Source organism: Aliirhizobium sp. YIM B11859, assembly GCF_057163345.1.
On the sequence record NZ_JBXHAY010000006.1, the window covers coordinates 126,157 to 145,543 of the forward strand.

22 protein-coding genes are annotated in these 19,387 nt (G+C 60.2%); 15 read left to right on the forward strand and 7 right to left on the reverse strand.

Translation table 11 applies throughout. The features are described 5' to 3' along the window. The first annotated feature begins 314 nt into the window (after window positions 1–314). From AC2GXZ_RS22040 to AC2GXZ_RS22050, 3 genes are read left to right on the forward strand one after another with little or no spacing between them, the layout of a single operon-like run. Complete coding sequence (locus tag AC2GXZ_RS22040; RefSeq protein WP_483761359.1) at window positions 315–1,046, forward strand: gluconate 2-dehydrogenase subunit 3 family protein; 732 nt, start codon at window positions 315–317, stop codon at window positions 1,044–1,046. Between the two features lie 17 nt (window positions 1,047–1,063). Further along, a complete protein-coding gene (locus tag AC2GXZ_RS22045; protein WP_483761360.1) occupies window positions 1,064–2,833 on the forward strand; it encodes a GMC family oxidoreductase in 1,770 nt (589 codons plus the stop codon). Window positions 2,834–2,835: 2 nt separating this feature from the next. Next, complete coding sequence (locus AC2GXZ_RS22050; RefSeq protein WP_483761361.1) at window positions 2,836–4,158, forward strand: c-type cytochrome; 1,323 nt, start codon at window positions 2,836–2,838, stop codon at window positions 4,156–4,158. A gap of 238 nt (window positions 4,159–4,396) precedes the next feature. Here the strand turns inward: AC2GXZ_RS22050 and AC2GXZ_RS22055 are convergent, their stop codons facing one another. The 4 genes from AC2GXZ_RS22055 to AC2GXZ_RS22070 form a co-directional block, all read right to left on the reverse strand. Then, window positions 4,397–5,794 carry an amidohydrolase family protein gene (locus AC2GXZ_RS22055; RefSeq protein ID WP_483761362.1) on the reverse strand — a complete coding sequence of 466 codons (1,398 nt, stop codon included), beginning with the start codon at window positions 5,792–5,794 and terminating at the stop codon, window positions 4,397–4,399. After that, window positions 5,791–5,979 carry a hypothetical protein gene (locus tag AC2GXZ_RS22060; protein WP_483761363.1) on the reverse strand — a complete coding sequence of 63 codons (189 nt, stop codon included), beginning with the start codon at window positions 5,977–5,979 and terminating at the stop codon, window positions 5,791–5,793. The genes AC2GXZ_RS22055 and AC2GXZ_RS22060 overlap by 4 nt, the downstream gene beginning before the upstream one ends. Before the next feature lie 74 nt (window positions 5,980–6,053). Then, a complete protein-coding gene (locus AC2GXZ_RS22065) occupies window positions 6,054–6,599 on the reverse strand; it encodes a VOC family protein (protein WP_483761364.1) in 546 nt (181 codons plus the stop codon). Between the two features lie 8 nt (window positions 6,600–6,607). Continuing rightward, window positions 6,608–7,024 carry a GlcG/HbpS family heme-binding protein gene (locus AC2GXZ_RS22070; protein WP_483761365.1) on the reverse strand — a complete coding sequence of 139 codons (417 nt, stop codon included), beginning with the start codon at window positions 7,022–7,024 and terminating at the stop codon, window positions 6,608–6,610. A 104-nt stretch (window positions 7,025–7,128) separates the two neighbouring features. Between AC2GXZ_RS22070 and AC2GXZ_RS22075 the strand changes: the two genes are divergently transcribed. Continuing rightward, complete coding sequence (locus AC2GXZ_RS22075) at window positions 7,129–8,052, forward strand: LysR family transcriptional regulator (RefSeq protein ID WP_483761366.1); 924 nt, start codon at window positions 7,129–7,131, stop codon at window positions 8,050–8,052. A 108-nt stretch (window positions 8,053–8,160) separates the two neighbouring features. On the opposite strand, the gene AC2GXZ_RS22080 is transcribed toward AC2GXZ_RS22075, so the two are convergent. After that, entirely contained in the window at window positions 8,161–9,510 is a 1,350-nt protein-coding gene (locus tag AC2GXZ_RS22080; protein ID WP_483761367.1) for a lactonase family protein, read from the reverse strand. Between the two features lie 117 nt (window positions 9,511–9,627). On the opposite strand from AC2GXZ_RS22080, the gene AC2GXZ_RS22085 reads away from it, so the two are divergent. The 4 genes from AC2GXZ_RS22085 to AC2GXZ_RS22100 all read left to right on the forward strand — a co-directional run bounded on the left by AC2GXZ_RS22085 (window position 9,628) and on the right by AC2GXZ_RS22100 (window position 13,484). Further along, window positions 9,628–10,515: a LysR family transcriptional regulator gene (locus AC2GXZ_RS22085; RefSeq protein WP_483761368.1), complete on the forward strand. Its 888-nt coding sequence runs from the start codon at window positions 9,628–9,630 to the stop codon at window positions 10,513–10,515. Between the two features lie 196 nt (window positions 10,516–10,711). Next, window positions 10,712–11,791 (forward strand): aldo/keto reductase, encoded by a 1,080-nt coding sequence (locus AC2GXZ_RS22090; protein ID WP_483761369.1) that lies wholly within the window; start codon window positions 10,712–10,714, stop codon window positions 11,789–11,791. Next, the gene (locus tag AC2GXZ_RS22095; protein WP_483761370.1) at window positions 11,791–12,471 is read left to right on the forward strand and encodes a formylglycine-generating enzyme family protein; all 681 of its coding nucleotides are present in this window, start codon (window positions 11,791–11,793) and stop codon (window positions 12,469–12,471) included. The genes AC2GXZ_RS22090 and AC2GXZ_RS22095 overlap by 1 nt, the downstream gene beginning before the upstream one ends. Before the next feature lie 158 nt (window positions 12,472–12,629). Beyond that, window positions 12,630–13,484, forward strand: coding sequence for a helix-turn-helix transcriptional regulator (locus AC2GXZ_RS22100; protein ID WP_483761371.1), 855 nt, complete (start codon window positions 12,630–12,632; stop codon window positions 13,482–13,484). Window positions 13,485–13,739: 255 nt separating this feature from the next. On the opposite strand, the gene AC2GXZ_RS22105 is transcribed toward AC2GXZ_RS22100, so the two are convergent. Further along, the gene (locus AC2GXZ_RS22105; protein ID WP_483761372.1) at window positions 13,740–14,741 is read right to left on the reverse strand and encodes an alpha/beta hydrolase family protein; all 1,002 of its coding nucleotides are present in this window, start codon (window positions 14,739–14,741) and stop codon (window positions 13,740–13,742) included. Beyond that, entirely contained in the window at window positions 14,731–16,344 is a 1,614-nt protein-coding gene (locus AC2GXZ_RS22110; RefSeq protein ID WP_483761373.1) for an RcgA family putative transporter, read from the reverse strand. The genes AC2GXZ_RS22105 and AC2GXZ_RS22110 overlap by 11 nt, the downstream gene beginning before the upstream one ends. A 282-nt stretch (window positions 16,345–16,626) precedes the next feature. Between AC2GXZ_RS22110 and AC2GXZ_RS22115 the strand changes: the two genes are divergently transcribed. From AC2GXZ_RS22115 to AC2GXZ_RS22145, 7 genes are all read left to right on the forward strand, one after another. Then, a complete protein-coding gene (locus tag AC2GXZ_RS22115; protein ID WP_483761374.1) occupies window positions 16,627–16,947 on the forward strand; it encodes a hypothetical protein in 321 nt (106 codons plus the stop codon). A gap of 376 nt (window positions 16,948–17,323) precedes the next feature. Then, window positions 17,324–17,782, forward strand: coding sequence for a DUF3846 domain-containing protein (locus AC2GXZ_RS22120; RefSeq protein WP_483761375.1), 459 nt, complete (start codon window positions 17,324–17,326; stop codon window positions 17,780–17,782). Next, window positions 17,779–17,910 (forward strand): hypothetical protein, encoded by a 132-nt coding sequence (locus AC2GXZ_RS22125; protein WP_483761376.1) that lies wholly within the window; start codon window positions 17,779–17,781, stop codon window positions 17,908–17,910. The genes AC2GXZ_RS22120 and AC2GXZ_RS22125 overlap by 4 nt, the downstream gene beginning before the upstream one ends. Then, a complete protein-coding gene (locus AC2GXZ_RS22130) occupies window positions 17,907–18,212 on the forward strand; it encodes a hypothetical protein (protein WP_483761377.1) in 306 nt (101 codons plus the stop codon). Before AC2GXZ_RS22125 ends, AC2GXZ_RS22130 begins: the two co-directional genes overlap by 4 nt. Before the next feature lie 159 nt (window positions 18,213–18,371). Further along, on the forward strand, window positions 18,372–18,623 hold the full coding sequence (locus AC2GXZ_RS22135; RefSeq protein ID WP_483761378.1) for a helix-turn-helix domain-containing protein: 252 nt from the start codon (window positions 18,372–18,374) through the stop codon (window positions 18,621–18,623). A 75-nt stretch (window positions 18,624–18,698) separates the two neighbouring features. Beyond that, the gene (locus AC2GXZ_RS22140; protein ID WP_483761379.1) at window positions 18,699–18,938 is read left to right on the forward strand and encodes a type II toxin-antitoxin system VapB family antitoxin; all 240 of its coding nucleotides are present in this window, start codon (window positions 18,699–18,701) and stop codon (window positions 18,936–18,938) included. Beyond that, window positions 18,938–19,372, forward strand: a complete 435-nt coding sequence (locus tag AC2GXZ_RS22145; RefSeq protein WP_483761380.1) for a type II toxin-antitoxin system VapC family toxin — start codon at window positions 18,938–18,940, stop codon at window positions 19,370–19,372. Before AC2GXZ_RS22140 ends, AC2GXZ_RS22145 begins: the two co-directional genes overlap by 1 nt. Window positions 19,373–19,387 lie beyond the last annotated feature (15 nt).

The following is a 19,387-nucleotide window of genomic DNA, read 5'->3' on the forward strand; positions in this document are numbered from 1 at the left end:
CGTTCATCCAAAACCATCACACTGAAGGAATCTGACGGCAATCGCCACCATATTCCGTGAGGACGCTTGTCTGCCGCGGTGTGGCGGATTAGCGCAGTAAGGCAATCCATTCGGAGCCGCGCCGTGCAGGTCAAAGCAACTTTGCCGTAGAATATTTCCGCCCCGCTTTTGACGCCATCGTCATGGTCTCGCCCCGGTCAATGTGCTCATGACCGTCCTCAGCATTTCATTATCAGAAGCCTTTGCGTCGCCCCTGTCCGGGCAGCGAGAGCCTACGTCTGTCTTCAAATCCAGGCCAACAATTGGAGAATGCCATGAAACGACGAGAACTGCTTCGCTCGTTCACAGCAATTGCTGCATCGAGCGCGGTCGTGACGCCCGCGGCTGCAGCCGAACTACGCGCGATACCGGCTGCAACCGGAATAACGGCGGACGCCCTGCCCCGTCCCGCCATGCGAGGCGGCAGTTTCCGCGTGTTCACCCAGGAGACCGATCGCAAGACCTTGGCTGCCGTGTTCGACCGGCTGATCCCCAAAGACGAGTTCGGCCCTTCCGCCAGCGAGGCGGGCTGTCTGGAATTTCTGGACGACCAGCTTGCAGGCGACTACGGCGCCGGCAAGTCACTCTACCTCGTCAAGCCGCTGAGCCCCGAGAACGAGGCGGCGATCATGGGTTCTCCGCAATTTCTTGCAACACCGCGCGAGCGCTATGAAAGCGGTTTGAAGGCGCTCGAAGTCTATGCGCAAAAGACCGACGGCGTAACGTTCTCGGCACTCTCGCCCGACAGGATCGATGCGATCCTGACCGGACTGGAAGCGGGCAAGATCGACCTTGGCCAAGGTGTCAACGGTCAGGCTTTCTTCGAGCTGATGCTGCAGAATTCCCGTGAAGGCTATCTCGCGGATCCGATCTATGGCGGCAATCGCGACATGGCGGGCTGGAAGATGATCGGCTTCCCCGGCGCCCGTTACGACTATCGACCGTATATCGACCGCCGCGGCGAGGACCTCGCCCTGGCACCTGTCAGCCTTATCCCTAACGACTGAAGCCAGGAGAGATCCCAATGGCAAACGAACGGCCAAGAGCCGATGTAGTAATCTGTGGTCTCGGCTGGTCCGGCTCGGTAATGGCCGAGGAATTGACGCGAGCCGGCCTCAACGTGGTTGCGATCGAGCGTGGCGCCTGGCGCGACACTTCGACCGATTTCCCGCCGGCAGTCGATCCCGACGAATTGCGCTGGCACACGCGCCGCGAGCTGTTGCAGCCGATGAGCGTCGAGACCACCACCTTCCGCAATCGCGTCGATCAGGAAGCGGCGCCGGTCCGCAACTGGTCGGCCTATCAGTTCGGCTGGAATGTTGGCGGCGCCGGCACTCACTGGGCCGGAATGTCCTGGCGCTTCACACCCTGGGATTTCCAGGTGGCGACGAGGACGAAGGAACGCTACGGCGCTGCCCGCGGCGAAGGCCTGCAGTTGCAGGACTGGGGTGTCACCTATGACGACATGGAGCCCTATTACGACCGCTTCGAGCGGATCGCCGGGACGTCCGGCACCGCCGGAAACGTCAAGGGCAACAAGCGCAAGGGCGGCAATGTCTTCGAAGGACCGCGCGCGCGCGATTACCCGACGCCTGCGCTGAAGGACACGAACTGGATGCGCATGTACCGCGAAACGGTGGAGAAGATGGGCTACAACCCCTTCACCATCCCCGCGGGCAACATCAGCCAGGCCTATGTCAATCCGCTCGGAGTCACGATGGGCCCATGCACCTATTGTGGGTTCTGCGACTTCCACGGATGTGGCAATTTTTCGAAGTCTTCCCCACAGGCCTGCATCTTGCCGGCTCTGATGCGGCGTCCGAACTTCACGCTGCTGACCGAGACAGAGGTCCTGCATGCGGTCAAGCATGAGGACGGCAAGACGGTGAAGGGCGTCAAGTTCATCACCAAGGAGGGCGTCGAGGGCTTCCAGCCGGCAGATATCGTCTGCATCACCGCCTATCAGATGGACAATGTCCGCCTGATGCTGTTGTCCGGCGTCGGCGAGCAATACGATCCGAAGACGGGCAAAGGCACCATCGGCCGCAACTACAACTACCAGACCTGTTCCTCCGTCACTGGCTTCTTCGACGGCAAGAAAATGAACCCGTTCATTGGCGCCGGTGCGCTCGGCGTCCAGATCGACGACTTCAACGGTGACAATTTCGATCATTCCGACCTCGACTTCATCGGTGGTGCCGGGATCATGGGCTATACGACCGACGGGCGCCCGATCGCGCATATGAACGGGCTGCGTCCTGGAACGAAGCGCTGGGGCACAGACTGGAAGCGCGGCTATTCGCGCGACTATCAGGAGGCATCGTCGATTTTCTGTCAGGGCACCTCCATGCCCATGCGCGACGCCTATCTCGATCTCGACCCGAACTACAAGGACAGGCACGGCCAGCCGTTGCTACGCCTCACCTTCGACTGGAACCAGAACGATAAGCGAATGGCCAACTTCGTCACCGACAAGGCCGTCGCAATCATGAAGGAAGCCGGCGGCGAAGGCATCCTCGTCGACAACCAGACCGAGGCGAGCTGGAATCCTTACAAGCAGCACAGCTCGCACACGATCGGCGGTGCGGTCATGGGTGCCGACCCGACCACCTCGGCGCTCAATCCGTTCCTGCAAAGCTGGGACTGTCACAACGTCTTCGTGGTCGGAGCATCCGCCTTTCCAAACAACGGCGGATACAATCCCACCCTTACGGTCGGTGCCCTCGCCATCCGCGCCGCGGAGGCGATCCACAAGACCTATGTCAAAAATCCCGGTCCGCTGGTGGAGGCATGATGATGACAAAGTTCAGGAAAGTGCTCGCCGTGACGGGCTGCATCGTTGCGGTCGCCGTCGTGGCTGCCGGGGTCTGGGCATACCGGACCTTCGATTCTTCCCGATCCTCCGTTGCTGACGACAAGATAGCTCTGGCCGACTTCAAGGCCGCCGATGAGGCTGCCGTCAAGCGCGGTGAATATGTCATGCGAACGGCGGACTGCGCCGCCTGCCACACCGGCGAAAAGGGCTTCTTCGCCGGCGACTACCAGTTTGTCACGCCTTTCGGGATCCTCAAGTCATCCAACATCACGCCAGACCGGCAGACCGGCATCGGCGCGATGACCGAGCGCGATTTCTTCAATGCTGTGCGTCAAGGGCGCGGCTCGCGTGGCCTGCTCTATCCGGCCATGCCCTACACCGCCTATGTCAAGATGACAGACCAAGAGATGCACGATCTCTGGGCCTACATGTCCACTATCAAGCCGGTCGCCAACGCGGTCGACGAGAACGGCGGGATGGATTTCCCCTATAATATCCGCCTTGCGATGGCGGGATGGGACATGCTGTTCTTCAACAACCGCGGCTTTTCCCCAGAAACCGCGCAGGTTGATGCATGGAACCGCGGGAAATATCTCGTAGATGGTCCGGCCCATTGTGCCGCCTGCCATAGCCCTCGCAACGATTTCGGGGCGGAAATTGCTACGAGCTACCTGCAAGGCGGCAGCCTCGGCGCCTGGTACGCGCCCGATATCACTCCCAACCCGCATGTAGGTATAGGAGCGACGAGCGCTGACGACATTGCACGTTATCTGCAGAGCGGTACGGACGGAGTTGCGGTCGCCGCCGGTCCGATGGCCGAAGCCGTTGAGCATTCGACCCAGTACCTCACTGACGACGACGCCAAGGCGATCGCAATTTATCTAAAGTCCTTGCCTTCCTCGCCCGTCGCTGCGAAGCAGCCGCTTTCCACGGCGACGCCTGCCATGCAAAAGGCGGCACTCGCCTACGAAGTCAACTGCTCGGCCTGCCATGGGTTGCAAGGGGAAGGGATCACGGGGATGGTGCCGGCCTTCGCCGGAAATCACGGGCTGCTGGCGGACGATGCCACTAATCTGATCCATGCGATGCTGAAGGGTGCGCGCGCACCCCACACCCACAAACAGCAGACTGCGGCCGGCATGCCCGCCTTTGACTGGAAGATGGACGACCGGCAAGTCGCGGAGTCGCTGACATTCGTGCGCAATTCCTGGGGCAATGCCGCATCACCGGTGGCGGCCGATGAGGTGGGTCGCCTGAGGGCATTCCTCAAGGCAGGCCAGAAGCTGCAGACGCCCACGCCCTGACGGACCGAATGCCGGCTATGCGGCCAATTCTACGGCATTGCCGCATAGCCGTCGTCAACAGGCAACGTCGTCAATGACACCTATCCGACGGTCGTGGGATTTTGCCTGTTCGCCAACGCATTTGTCCGCGAACCTCTAGGATGGCGGCTTCTTTCGAGCCAAGGACTCTGAGACATTCGACACCCTGACGCGTCGTAAGAGGATCTAAATCGACGTGGTCACACCGCTATTGATCCGGCTAAATGTCGGCGAGCTTTCTAAGTGTGGCAATCATCTCCATCGATTTCGCTTTGATCTCCGCCTCGTCGATGAGCGTCAGCCTACCTCCGCGCTTGTGGAAGACGCCGTCAATCATGACAGTATCGACGTTCTCCGGTCGAGCGGCATGGGTCATGAGAAACGACGGTGACACGGAATTCAACGTATTCAGATCGTTGTCGCGGACCGCTATGATGTCGGCGCGCATGCCTTTCTTCAATTCACCTATACTGCTGCCCAGACCGAGGCCCCGCGCACCTTCGGCAGTCGCCCAGCGGAAAACCTCGTCGTCTGGCAACACACCCTGTCTTTCGCTTTCGCCCGATGCAAGATCGGCGGTCATTTTCATCACCTGGAACAGGTCGGCATTCCCGGCGAGAATCATATTGTCGACAGATAAACCCGGCCTGAGGCCGGCTCTCATCATTTTTGAAACGGGCGTGACGCCATATCCGACCTCGAGCTCCGTCCATGGGCTAATTGACAAGGGTGAGCCCGACGACGCGATGGTCCTGAGGTCTTCTTCGGTCGCATGCGTGGCGTGGACAAGCTGGACGTCAGGACCGAGATAGCCGCCCTGCGCCATCCTGGCGATGTTACCCATCGCGGCCGCCTTGCGATCCGATGCGATATGGGTCGTGATCGGCACATTGAGCTCGCGTGCAAAACGCCATTCTTCTTGCCAGATAGCCGGGAGGGAGCGATCTGGACCACGGGTACAGAGGCCGAGGTCGATGAGACCGCCGTCTCGCGCTCGAAAATGTGCGTTCGCAAATTTTTGAAACCCGTCGAAATCCATTGTCTGATCTTGCTGCAGAATGTTTGGATAGCCGTATGAGAACCGACCGCGGACGCCGCTCTGCGTCATGACCGCAAGTTCGGCTTCGGCAAATTCAACGCTTTTCGTATTGTGTGCCCAGTTATGGACCGTCGTGATGCCCGACATCACGCCTTCCGCCAGGGCAAGCTTGACGGACAAGGCGCCGGCTTCAGGTGTCCAGGCCTTCGCGAGAGCAGCCATTGTCTTGGCGAACGGACCGAGCCGGCTCATTGACAGACCACGGGCGAGCGTGTTCCACATATGCCAATGGGTATCCACAAGCCCGGGCGAGACGAACATGCCGGAAAGATCGATCTTTTCTGCGGACGTGACCGACAATCCCGCCCCGATCTCGATGATCTCTCCGCCGCGGACATAAATGTCGCGCCAGTCCGCCACGACCTTTTCGCCGGAGATGTCAAGAACCATTCCGCCGACGAGAAGGAACTCCTTTTGCTCGGGTGAGCGTGTCTGGGCGTAGGTTTGTGCGGGAACGGTCACTGCCAGAGCCGCACTCCCGGCTAGGAAAGTGCGGCGATCGATCTCAAATCTCGTCATACTGCGTCCTCTCGTCTGCTGTTGGAAAGCCTGCGAAGCTGTCGGAGTGCCACCGTGACCACGAGGATCGCCAGCGCGTCGAAGCCGATTGCGCTCGCACGAAGACCGGCTAAGGTCTGCACCGCACCGATCGCCAGCACTGGGACCGAGATCGCCACGTAGGATACGGTGAAATAGGCAGGCACCGCCTCCGCCTTGCGTTCGACGGCTGTCGATCCCGCCGAGCCTTACCCGGCACAACGGGTCATGATCTCGGTCGTCAGGCTGGCGATGGAAGCCAGCGAAGATGCGTGGCGCCCGGTTCGTCGCATTTCGGCATTGTTGGAAACTGGATGAGTTCGATCAAGGAGCCCCATGGCGTGCGTCCGAACCAGATATAGTTTCCCGCTCCCTCCTCTTGCGCGAACATCGCGCTCGGACCTTTGAGCATTTTGCCGCCAGCCGACTGCATCGCCTCGCCCACGGCCCTGACGTCGTCGCAGTAGACTGAGAAATGCGTGACGCCGGGGTCGGTCAACTCCGGCACCCGGTCGCGGGTAGGCGAAACAACCTCGAACAATTCGAGGTTAGGGCCGGCACGCAGCCGGAGCATCGACACCGCGCGAAAGCCGTTGCCTGCCGGGACGCCGTTGACGTCCTGCATGTCTGAACCATGCATGTCCGGACCCGCCGGCGAAATCACGCGGTAAAGTACTTCCGCGCAGAACACTTCCGAAAAGAACGATTCGGCGGCCGCGATGTCGGGAACAACCATTCCGACGTGTTCGATGCCGCGTACGAGGCGATGATGAGTGTCATTCGTCATCATGAACCTCAGCGAAGTGCCGCAGCGCCGGCCTCGGCGCGTTTCTGCTCGACCAGCTCCGTCGCACCGGAGACAGCCACCGCGCCCACCACTTCGCTATCGACGACGAGCGGTTCGCCGCCGCCGAGCGGGACAAGACCGGGTAGATCGCCCAGCCATGGCTGACCTTCTGCGGCCATGGTACGAAGATTCATCGGAGAGTCCGCGAGTTTCGCGGATGACCGGGCCTTGCCAAGAGAACCATCGACGTCACCGGTAATGCCGCCGTCCATGCGACGAAAGGCGACCAGCCAGCCAGCGCGGTCGACCACGGCAATCGAGATGCTGACATTTTCCGCGAAAGCTGCCTCCGCGGCTGCCGCGATGACGGCGTTCGCGCCCTGCAGGCTGATCGAGGACGGTTTGATGACGACGGCGCTGGCCATGACTGCTCCATTCTTGACTGTATCGTGAACCGGAACGCAAAGCCGCCCCGCCGCGTTGCTTGCGAAATGGAGAAGGCAGCTTTCGCGATTCGGAAAGGATCCGCATGAATCGAATTGAGCACATCGGGGATCTGCGGGCCTTCGAGGCGATCGCAAGGATGGGAAGTCTGTCGTCCGCCGCGCGTGATCTGGGCATGCCGCTTTCCGTGCTTTCCAAGCGCTTGGCCCGGCTGGAGCGCGTTCTCGGTCAACGTCTCGCGCAGCGCTCGACCCGTATATTGAGGTTGACGCCAGCCGGGGAAGGGTTCCTTGATCGATGCCGGACCGCGCTCCAGGCTTTCGACGCGCTTGCTGAAGCGGATGAGACGCCCTTCCGCGGCCGTGTGCGGCTCAGCGGATCGGTGGCATTCGTCCAGCGCCGGATCGCCCCTGCCCTGCCCGCGTTTCTCGAAGCTCACCCCGGCGTCACGGTCGAACTGCTATCGACCAATAGCCTGATCGATCTCGTCCGCGAAGGGGTCGATCTTGCTTTGCGTCAGATCGACGTCGGCAATGAGACTGGCGGCGAGCACGTCGTACCCGACGGTCATCTCCTTGTGGCCTCGCCCGGCTATCTTCTTCGATATGGTACTCCCCAGAAGCCCGAGGACCTGTCAGATCATAAATGCCTGACGGTTGGTCCTCCGTCGCCCAAGTCCTGGACGCTTCGCAACGGACGAAGGAAGGTGGAGGTGACGATACGGTCTGCATTGTCCGGCTCCGATGGCGAGCCCGCTCATGCCGCTGCGCTCGCCGACGGCGGGATCGCGATGAAATCGAAATGGGACGTCCTGGAAGACCTTGCATCGGGCCGTTTGAGGCACGTTCTTCCTGATTGGGGGACCGGTGCTCGTGAGATCAGGGCGCTCATGCCATCAGACCATCGTCCGCGCATTGTCGTCCGCCTGTTGAGGCATCTCCATGGCAGCCTGCTTGAAACGATGAGATCCTATCCTGGAACTTTCCTGAATATTGAGGGAGCATCCTAGCCGATTGCGCGAATGTCAGCGTCGGTCGGCCCAAGACCTGTCGCCGCCGCGGCGAAACCGGACGCGATGTCGAAAACGGCCGGCGTGCAGGCTCGCCTCGCCAGTCCGTCAGCGGGACACATCGACATGATGCACACCGTGGGGCATCGGCACCCGGCCGACCGCTTCTAACCGCGGTACTTCACCTTTTACGACCCGAAAGACGGCAAGGCCGGCGCCAACGCCCGTTGCTGCCCCGGGCTGCGCCTCGAACGAGGTCGCGATTACATGGTCACCCGTCAGATCGAATGTGCCGCCTTCCGGCAGAACCGCTTCGAACGGCGTATCGGACAGCTTGCTCAATTCGCCGGTCTGCGGATCGAATGACAGGAGCGATATGCCTGCCATCCGCGTGTGGCGTGGCGTGCCTGGGGAAAAGCTGGTGCCGCGCATGTTGAAGGTCGCAACCAGCAGACCGTCCGGACTGACCGCCATGCCCTCGGCCGAGACATCGGTATCGACACTAAACAGCCGCCGATGCTGCCGATATTCAGCATCGGGATCCGCCAGCCGGATGACGCTCATGGTCGAGGCTGCATTGGGGATGCGCTCGTCGAGTGTCGTTGCCTTGAAATTCCGGCCCCAGTTGGAGGTCAGGTAGTGCTTGCCATCCGGCGTGAAGCGCCCGACGAAAGGATCACGGCCCGTGTCGACAGGAGGGCCCCAGAGTTTTGCGGCAGGACGCCCCTCCCCATTCGTGACCTCGATGAAGGCGACGCGATCCTGGGTATTGATATTGACGGCCAGATAGCGGCCCGAGGGATGCCATTGCACATTGGTTGCCGTGACACCGCCTCGCGGGCCTTGCGCCGATCCGCTCACGCCGAGATCCGCCAGAGAAAAGCGGGCGACCTCGCCGAACCTGCCATCCCTGAACGCGACGATCTGCAGAAGGCTCTCCTGCGCCGTATTGGAAACGACAGCGACCCGCTGCCCGTCCGGGCTGACGGCCAGTCCTTCCGGATTGATGCCGATTTCGGCCGTATCCGCCAGCTTCGGATTGGCGGCATCGCCAAGATCGACGGCAAATAACCGATTTCCTACAGGCAGTTCCTTGGCGGTTGTTGCGCCGGGGGGACGCTCGCCAAGCCGCTCCGTCACGAACGCGGTTCGTCCGTCCGGGGCCAGTTCGAGGATTTCGGGTGCCGCCGTTACCGAATTCGAGACCGGTAGGGCAGTCTGCGTCACCTTGCCATTGGCGATGGACAGGATGGTCAGCGTATCCCTGTAACCGGCTTCGACGGGAGCAAGGACGGAATCGGCGTAGGTCTTGGCGATATAGTCGCCATCCGAAATGACCGCGACCTTACCCGCCGATATGCCGGCCAGAACCTCTGTCGATTGCGCTGATACTTGCGCGGTGAAAGCCAGCGACGAAGCGGCAAAAACTGTCGTCGAGAGAAGACGTGACATCATCATGGTCCATTCTCCTTCTTGTGTTTCAAGCTCTCATACCCGTAAAGATAGTCGTCAGCCTGATCGGCATCCAATCGGAATATCAGGATCTGTGATAGGAAATGTGCATCAGGAGGCTGCATGGATATCCGCGCCATGATGTGTTTCGTCGCTGTCGCGGAGGAGCTTCATTTTCGCCGCGCCGCCGAGCGGGTGCATCTGACGCAGCCGTCGCTGAGCCAGCGGATTCGCGCGCTGGAAACGGAAATCGGCACGGATCTGTTTTCGCGAGACCGCCGCAGCGTAGCGTTAACGCCAGCCGGACAGGCTTTTCTCGAGCCGGCACGAAGGGCAGTCGAAAACGCCCGTGTCGCCAAAGAGCAGGCGCTCAGGGCTGCACGGGGCGATGTCGGGCGGCTGCGCCTCGGTTTTACGGTGATCGCGTTTTATGGCTCGCTCCCACAAGCGCTTCAGGCGTTTCGTCGCCAGCATCCCGATGTCGATGTGGAGCTTGTCGAGATGAATTCGCCATCGCTCGAGACAGCGCTCGTCACGGGAACGATCGACATCGCCATCCTGCATCCACCGCTGCTGCGTGCGGATCTTGCGACACACGCATTGCCGAATGAACCGCTCGTTCTTGCCCTGCCGGAGACCCATCCCCTTGCGGCAGTGAACGAGGTCGACATTTCGATGCTTGCCGAGGAACCTATGCTGATTGCCCCACGCAGTATTGGCCCCAGCATATACGACCGCATGATCGCGCTCTTTCAGTCACAGGGTGTGACGCCGCGCATTGTTCAGGAAGTCACGCCGATGACGACGCTCTCGGGTCTCGTCGCGGCAGGTGTCGGCCTTGGCTTCGTGACCGAAGGTCTTTCTCGCCACCCGCGTCCGGGCATCTGCTACCGTCCCGTAACACCTTCACCGCCGCCCTTGCCGATCGCGGCCGCCTGGCTGAAGCCCGATTTGTCTGCGACGGGACGGTTGTTTTTGGACGAGATCATCGCGGGTTATGGCAAAGCCTGATCGGCCTTCGAAAAAGCTGCTGAGCGCGTTGAATTCTCGAACTGCGCCTGATCGTCGATCTCGTTTTCGAGCAGTAGGCCTATCAAATTCTGAGCAGGATCGAGCAATCCGGTGAGGATCCGACGCGCCAAGGGAGGCAAGCTGGCGGATGATGAGGCTCTGAACGTCCCCCGAACGAGACAGGAGCGCTTCCGCGATGACATCAGGATTTTCGACAAGCCGACGTGGATTGATGGCCGGCACAGCTGCAGTTACCGCAGCCTCGTTTTTCGGCCCTTCAGCCTTCCTCGGCCCGGCGGCTGCACAACAGGCGGCTGCGCCATCCGCTTCCCCATCCGGACGCACGCCAATCATGCGACCGATCCCGAAGACCGGCGAGATGATCCCGGCCGTTGGCCTTGGTACGTTCGAGACCTTCGACGTCACTCCCGGTGACCCGCGTGGCAACGTGCGCGAGGTCATCCGGCTGTTCCACGAGGCCGGCGGACGCGTGATCGACACGTCGCCGCTCTATGGCATGGCGGAGGTTTGCACGGGCGATTTCATCACCGATCTCGGCATCGGCAACGACATCTTCATCACCAACAAGACTTGGACGACGGGCGACTATCTGTCCGATAACAGCCACTCCGAGCGACAGCTCAGGCAATCAAGAGAACGGCTTTGGAAGACGCAGATCGACGTGCTGCAGGTCCACAGCCTCGAGAACCACGACCAGGTGCGCCATTGGCTGGCGCAGAAGAAGGCTGAAGGTTCGGTCCGCTATATCGGTGTTACACAGTGGAGCGCCGAATATTACGACACGATGGAGCGGCTGGTGAATACTGGCACGCTCGACTTCGTACAGATCGCCTATACGATTGTCACGCGGGCGGCGGAGCAGCGCTTGCTCGATGCCTGTGCGGCGAACGGGGTGGCGGTGCAGATCAACATTCCCTTCGAAAAGGCGCGGCTATTCACTCCGGTCGCTGGCCAGCCGGTCCCGGATTTCGCGCGGGAAATGGGCATCGAAACCTGGGCGCAGTATTTCCTCAAATGGATCATCTCGCATCCGGCGGTCACCAACGTCGTGCCGGCGACCAGCCAGCCGCAGCACGTCGTCGACAATATGGGCGCGCTCTACGGCGATTTGCCGGATGACGCTATGCGCAGGCGCATGGCCGAGTATTATACCGGGCTTTCGGGCGTCGAGGCGGCGCTGAAACAGCCTCCCTATCCCGGCAAAAATTACGGTGGTGTCGTCACATGGCCTTTCCGGCAAGCACAGCGTACCTGATGCTCGCTCTCCTCTTGCCGGCCGCCGCTTCGCAAGCGGCAGCCGAGAGGGTGGAGATCGACGGTTTCTCGATCGACCGCACGGAGGTCAGCATCGCGGATTTCACCGCATTCGCCGACCGCACCGGAATGAAGACCGCTGCAGAACGTGAAGGCGGCGGCCATGAATGGGGCAGCGGCTGGGAGCGTCGTCCCGGTTGGACGTTCCGGAGACCCTTCGGCCAGATGCCGGCCAGCGCCTCGGAACCGGCGGTGCATGTCAGCTGGCACGAGGCGCGTGACTATTGCACTTCGGTCGGCGGAAGGCTGCCGACGCGCGAGGAGTGGAGCCTTGCCGCCTACCGGGAGCACGGACGTGTTGTCTCGTCCGGCTTCGTGACCGGCCGCACCTATCTCTATCCGACCGGTGATACGCCCGAAGGCGCCAATACGGCAGGCGTCGATCGCTGGCCACGACATGCTCCGGCAGGTATGACCCGCGCCGGCGTCAACGGCCTCTACGACATGGGCGGCAATGTCTGGGAATGGCTAACCGACCGTGAGGGTCAAAATGCGCTGACCGCCGGCGGTTCCTGGTGGTATGGCGCCGACAAGATGCGAAACGATGCCATGCAATGGAAGCCGGCGGATTTCTATGTCGTCTATATCGGTTTCCGTTGCGCCTATGACTTGCGGCCCTGAGCGCAAGCGCCTGGAGATGTCGGTCACGAGCTGCTCACGCTGATTTGACGGTTGCCGATCGTCCGCCGCCAACTTCACGGATGCGTCGGGGACATTCGGCCCTTATCCTCCAGTATCGTTGCGGCAATCAGCTGCGGCGCGTCCGGAGACTGTAGACGATGCACAGGCATGCGGAGATCGAAAGCTGGCATTTGAGCAAGTCTCCCAACGACCTTGCGCGAGTGACATGGAAGGGCGGCCGTTTCGAGACTGCCCGCCGCGGTCCGACCGCCGAGGTCGAGGCCCGGATCGAGCCTGACTTCCATCTGATCATGGTGACGCTCAACGGTGGCGCGGCGCATCATGCATTCCGCACGGATGAGGGTTTCCGTTATGCCGGACCGGATGTCCGGCGAACCGTCTCCTTTCTGCCGGCGGGCTGTCACCGCGAACTTGTCCTGCGCGATGTCGCGTGGGAATGGGGCGCGATTGCGATCGATCCGGCCGTCGGCGGTGCGCGACTGGCGGACATCAAGCCCTTTGTGATAGGGCGCGACGATTTCATCTATGCGATGACAGCCCAGATGAGCGGGCTCTTCCACCGCGACGGAAAACTCGATGCCACTTACTGTTCGACCATGGCTTTGGCGCTCGGCGAATATCTAGCCAACAGGTCGGGGGGCTGTGCATCGCCAGAGCGCAAGTCTCGGCATCGCTTGACACAACGGCAGTTGCGCGAGACCCATGGCCGCATCGATGCCTGGCTCGCCCAACCAATCGCCATCGCCGATCTCGCAACCCCGCTCGGGATTTCCGAGGGGCATTTCTTCCGCGCCTTTCGCGGATCGACAGGGCAGACGCCACTGCAGGCGATATCGACCCGTCGCATGGATGAGGCCGCATGCCTGCTGAAAGACACCGATCTCGATATCATTGAGATCGCGGCTCGATGCGGCATCGAAAGCCCAAGTCATTTCGCCCGGCTGTTTCGCGCACAAAAGGGCTTCTCTCCAACGCAATGGCGACGGCTCTGAGATCCCGCCCGCGAAGCATTTCACGTCCGATATAAGCCTTAGCACTTCACCTACTGACTAGTACCAGCGGCAGGGTCCAACTGCGTCGGGACCGTCCATCCGTAGATTTATCCGAGCTCGGAACGCTGAAGGCGTTGAGCTTTGTTAGACAACTTCAGTGTGATTTTTACAACTAGTCCGCAAAGTCTTCTTTGACGGTGAGCCAGGGCTGTTAGTTCTTGACACACAACGTCGGGCCGTAGTTGGGCCACAGATCTAGCTTGAGATTAGGAAGCGCTTCAGGCTTAGGCCGGACGAAGCAATGTATGGCAGGCGGCCGAGCGAATAGTGACCGCAGTTAAGCTCCAGGACTGCAGGCGCTGCGCCTGCCTTTTCCAACGTCTGAACGAACGAACGCGATAGGTCTGGAAGGACCACCTTGTCGCGCTTGGCGAGGACGATATGAAGCTTGAGATCGGATCTGGATAGCCGGTCTATGTAGTTTTCGATGTTCAGCGGCGACCAGGCTCCCCTCAGGTCAGAGACTGAAATCGTGCCTTCAAGGCTCTCCCGGATCGACCGCGTTGCGCGCCCAGTCCAAACCATGTCTGCCAAGCTACCGGCTGTGAGAAACAATGATGCCTTCGACACGTTTCTGTCGTGCGCAGCGATCAAACCGGCGACCCACGAACCAAGGCTCATACCAAGAAAGGAAATCTCACGATATCCTTCGATCTTGAGCCACCGAACCAGTTTTCGACCGTCCAAAACTGCTTGTCTTACAGACTGGAGGGTTCGGCCCAGATTGGCGCTCAGCATGAAGTCGGCGTAATGAGACCCGGGACGACTGCGTTCCAAGTGATAAGGCATTGCGATCTCAACGACCGTTATCCCGCGCCGCGCAAAAAACTTCGCAAGCTGGCCATTTCGTGCCGTAGCGTTCCAGTGATGAAACACGACCAATGCGCGGTCCCGGGATCCGCCGTCCGTGATCTTCGCCACGACCACGTTGTTCGCTTCGACGTCGGTTGTGATGTCGGAGCGAAACCGAAGCCAATCTCCTTGCCTATCGAACACATCATCCCCGCCGGACGGATCAGCAAAGTATGCTGGGTCAGTCAGGGCGTGATCTGCAAGATCACAAAATTCCGAGAGAGTGCGTGGTGCCGTGCCGGGAAACGCAAGGTTGCCGTCAAGCGCAACATCTGTCTTCAGCTTCCATTCTTCGCCGCGCTGCGCCCGCCGCTCATCCCAACGATCAAGCCAACTAAAATACATTGCGTTGGTCCTTTACCCCAGTGGGTCGCCAAGCCCGCAGCTCTGGGTCTATCAGGCCGTAAACCGCGAGCACCGCGGCTATGCCCAAGAGGAGCGAAAAACCGGGAAATGCATCGATCAGCAGATAGGCAACCAGGAGAAACCCCACGATCGCTGACCTTTTCCACATCTGCAAATGGGATTTGAATGTGGTGCCCAGCCGGAGGGCGGCATACCCGAAAACGACGCAGGTCGAGATGGCGATCAGGAGGCTGCTATAGTGTGTCGGCATCCTGTAGGTGAATGTCCTGCCGATATCCTCTTCATCGCTGAATGGCGTAAATCCATCGTCGAATAACCAGGTCACGATATTTTGGCCATTCGATGCGAGATAGGCGCTCTGGGCCTTCATGCAGATGGCGACGATGATCCCTAAAATCGTACATCGAAACACCCCGCTCATCACCCGTAGGCTCGCTTTGGCGAACTCATGCTGTATCCCTGGATTTGCCTCTGCGGCTTGCGCCATCCGCCAGAGATCCTGAACGAGCGTGTAGAGGAGGATAAGCCCGGCGAAGAAGATGTAGAAGCTGAAGCACATGTAGAGGTAGGCCAAGCCAGTGAAGACCAAGGTGGTCGGCACGGAAATAACCTCTGGGCGCGCAAGCGTGAGCTTGCCCCAGTCGATGGCGTAGCTACCGCTGCCCTTGATCAGCGGGATCAGGCTGACCCCAATCCATTGGACAAGGCCGGCAACAAAAACGCAGATCAGGAAAACCGCCCAAAACGTGTTCGACGATGCCTCGACGTTTCTCGCCCAGGCTTGGTCGCTTTCCCAACGGCTGGCGGGGCTCGCGAGCCTCAGGCGCCCATCCTTCTTCCAGTAGGCCAGTAGCTCGACGAGGAAGGCAAAATAAAGGGGCAGGAACACCATGAAGAGGATGGTCCAGTTCGGTGCCCAGAAGAAGCCAACCTGCTTAACAAGGCCGTCCGATCGCATGTATGTGGCATCGTGGATGCCGACGATAAAAGAGAGAAATCCCAGTGCGGTGGAACCGGCAAACACGGAGGCAGGCAAATCCAGGGGGGATCCGCGTGTGAAGATGGCTTCAGATTTCCTGGCCAAACCGTGACGGACTGTTGGTCGGCCGATTTCTGTGTCGGTGGTCGATGTCGGAGCCGTTGAGGGCGCGGTGTCATTATCTGGAGGCGCACCTGGAACCGGGTCTTGCGGTTCCGACGGCTCCTCATTCATGGCCCTTTTCGCATCTCGTCTCTTCGTCGTCAGGCGATTTTGGGCTGCAACAAGCTCAACTTGCCATTGGCTGGTGGCCTCCGGATCGCCGCAGCCCAAAATCCTGGCCAGCCACCGCAAGTTCGGTGTGCTGATGCCCTTGTCATTGTCCTGAAACCAAAGCTGCACGGTCCGCAGATCCACCCCGTTGCGGTTCGGATCGATGTGCAAAATGGCTTCCGAAAGAAGTTCCGGCGTCCATGGTCCGGCCGGAAATCCATCATTATCCAGGGGTCGCCCCGCTCCCGCCGCGGCGATCTGTTTGAACAATTCCTTGATGTCGCTGTCGCCGTTCGGCGGCGGGACGAATATTTTATTGTTTTTAATCAATATCTTGTGAAAATTTGTTTCGTTTCATTTCTCAATGTTTCGTATTTTATCGTGCCTTCCCTCTCAATCAAGGCTTTATCGACCCGACGCAACTGGAAGCGAATCCGGTGCGCAGCGTGCAACTTATGGACGGAGGGTTTTTTGGGGAACGTGAAGCATTTGGCGGAGCTGCCGCCGTCTCGGTTTGCATCCCGACACACCGATGCGGGTGCTCCAATCCGGCCTCTCGGCAGCGATCACCCACTTTGGTCCGAGCGAAGTCACAGTTTCGAGGTCGAGGACATGTCCCTTGACGACCTGATCGATCGGCACATTCCGGCGCACCTGAAAAAATTGGACGCGGTTCGCGCCTGGGATCAACGACGGGCAACCGGCCAACCGGTGAGCGTTGCTTATGCAAACCTTCTGTCAGACGTCGTGGAGGAGGAGGAAGCCCGTCGGCTGGCGGTCTTCAGATACCGGCCCCAAAGCGATCGTGAAGCCAAGCTGAAACTCACCTACGTAGCGGCCTATTTGATTGCGACACGAGGTACGCTCGCGACCCGTGAATCACGTTTGGTCCCGCCAGTGGAGAGCGGCCAACCCAAAACGCCGATCTGCTGAGATCTCTACACCTCAGATATGTGCAACTTGCGCCACGGCCATGACACCTTGGTCCAGATCCCCGAGCGGAGGCCGCAGTCGCGGCCCGGTCACACCCTTTCCTGGAGGGAAAGACGACGCTGCCCTCTCTCCCTCACAAGCGAAAAAGACGGTCTCCCCGTCCTTCCGCCGCCCGCTCTTTCAGGCGTGCGTCGTGCAGGATCGCCACCATGGTGACGCCCCGTCGGCTCACGCCTTCGGGCGGGCGAACCCCCTCCGCTTTTTCGCTTGCCACCCTCTCTCCCGCTGCTCCGCGCGAACTCGGAAGCAGGAGGCGGGGCTCCTGCCCACGAGGGGCACGAGAAGACCGCTTCGCGGACATGAAAGGGACAATACCATGACCAAGACCGCAACCGTTTACGTGATCGATCCGGTTTCTGCGACCATCGAGGCCGTCGAGATCGAAGCGCGCAGCGCCTTCTCCCAGACCTACAAGCTTATCGATTGCCAGTTGGTGGAGGTGGTCTCCTTCGAAACCCATCATAAGCTGATCGTAGACGAAGAAGGCCTACGTGATGGGATTTCTGCCTTTACCACGCTTGACGGCTACCCGCAGGCCTTGGCCGGAAAGCTTGTCCTCGTCGGTGAAGACCAAGGCGACTTTTTCGCAAGCCCGAAGATTTCGATTGAGGATGCGGCGAAGCGCTTTCGCTGTGTCCGGCCGGTCCTCGACCCGGTGTTCGCAACCGTCAATGAGGATCGTGCCGACGTCTTCGTCATCGGAACCATGCTGAAAGGTTTCGAGACCCGTCTGGAAAGCACAATGCCGACCGTGGTCGAGGGTGATGTCGGATGACAACCGCCGTCACCGGGACCTCCGTCGCAGTTGCTGCGGCGGAGGGGTTACCCATCATTTTCAAACTCGAACGCATTGCCCGCACCGGCGAGGCAGTGGCCGCGGACAAGAAGGAGGACGCTCGATGAGCCGTCACATCGTTACCGTGATAGGGCCAGGCCGGACGGACCGGGAAGCCATCATTGGATATGATCCTCCCCTGCGGACCTTCTTTCTGCAGGCGTTTCCCGATCCTGAAACCGACGCTTGCGCCCTATGGCTTGGCGGGATCCTTCAGGAATTTTCCAGCCTCGAAGCAATTGTCGAAATGGCCCGTTCGCGCGGTTTCGAAATTCGCGGCCTGGGACAGGACGCCATCGTCGCCATGACGAAGGAAGCAGGCGCTCAAACGCCACGGAGCATCGGCGAACGGCTTGGCATGGTTCGGTAAACATGGCCGGCATCGAACACATCGAACGTTCCATGCCGGCACCCGGCGAGGTCGGTCGCCCAACGCGTCCCGACCTCGCCTCTGCTTCATTCGACGAGGGGCGCCCGCCCCCCTCCCCTCGTGCTCCCCGCCCCACCCTTCGATCAAGGAGAACTCGTCATGAGACAGCCACAGACATTCACCGCTGAAATGGGTAAGCGATTGGCCTCGGTTCGCGCCGATAGCGGCCTGCCGGTCACCCAGTTTGCTAAGAGCCTGGATGCAACAGAAGCGGATTATAGTGCTTGGGAATCCGGTGAAAACGAAATGCCCACGCAGTTGCTGAGGGCGCTTTTCGACCGATATGACGTCGATGCGTCGTGGCTCATCAGCGGCGAGGGAAAACGGTACAATGGAACTGGAGCTGGCTAACTTAAGCAACGCCGGCATTTCTTGCCAGCATATGCTGGATAGGATATTATAATATCCTCAAAAGGATATGCTACCATGCCGCTCTATATCAAGGATCCGGAGGTCGACAAGCTTACCGCCGAACTGGTCAGACTGACAAAAACGTCCAAGGTCGATGCGGTCAAGGCAGCGCTCAGGCACGAAATTGCGAGCCGCAAGAACAAGCTACCGGTTCGCGAACGGCTCGCCAAGACCCTCGCCATGGCGAAGGAAGCTGGGCCGATGGTCCATCTCGATCACAAGCAACTGACGGACGAGATGTGGGGCGAGGACTGATGCTCTTCATCGACGCGTCCGTGATCGTCGCGATCATCGGCCAGGAAGACGATGCCGAGCACCTGATGGATCGGCTGTCCGATGACGACGGTCCCTTTTACGTCTCCGCTCTGGTGCGAATGGAGGCGACGCTGGCACTGACCCGCCAGATGGCCGAAGCCCAGGGCCGCAACAAGCCGGCAACGCCGGAGATCGTCCGGAAAGCCCGCCGGCTCGTCGATCAATTTATCGCCGACCTCGAAGCACGCGAGGCGATGATTTCGGGCGATGTCGGAACCAAAGCGCTCGATGCTGCCCAGCTTTACGGCAAGATCGTCAATCACCCGGCCAAACTCAATCTCGGTGACTGCTTCACATATGCCTGCGCCAAGGCCTATCGCACCAAGATCGCTTATAAGGGTGATGATTTCGCCGAGACGGATCTCGGCTGGTAGGCGCTATCGCGCCGG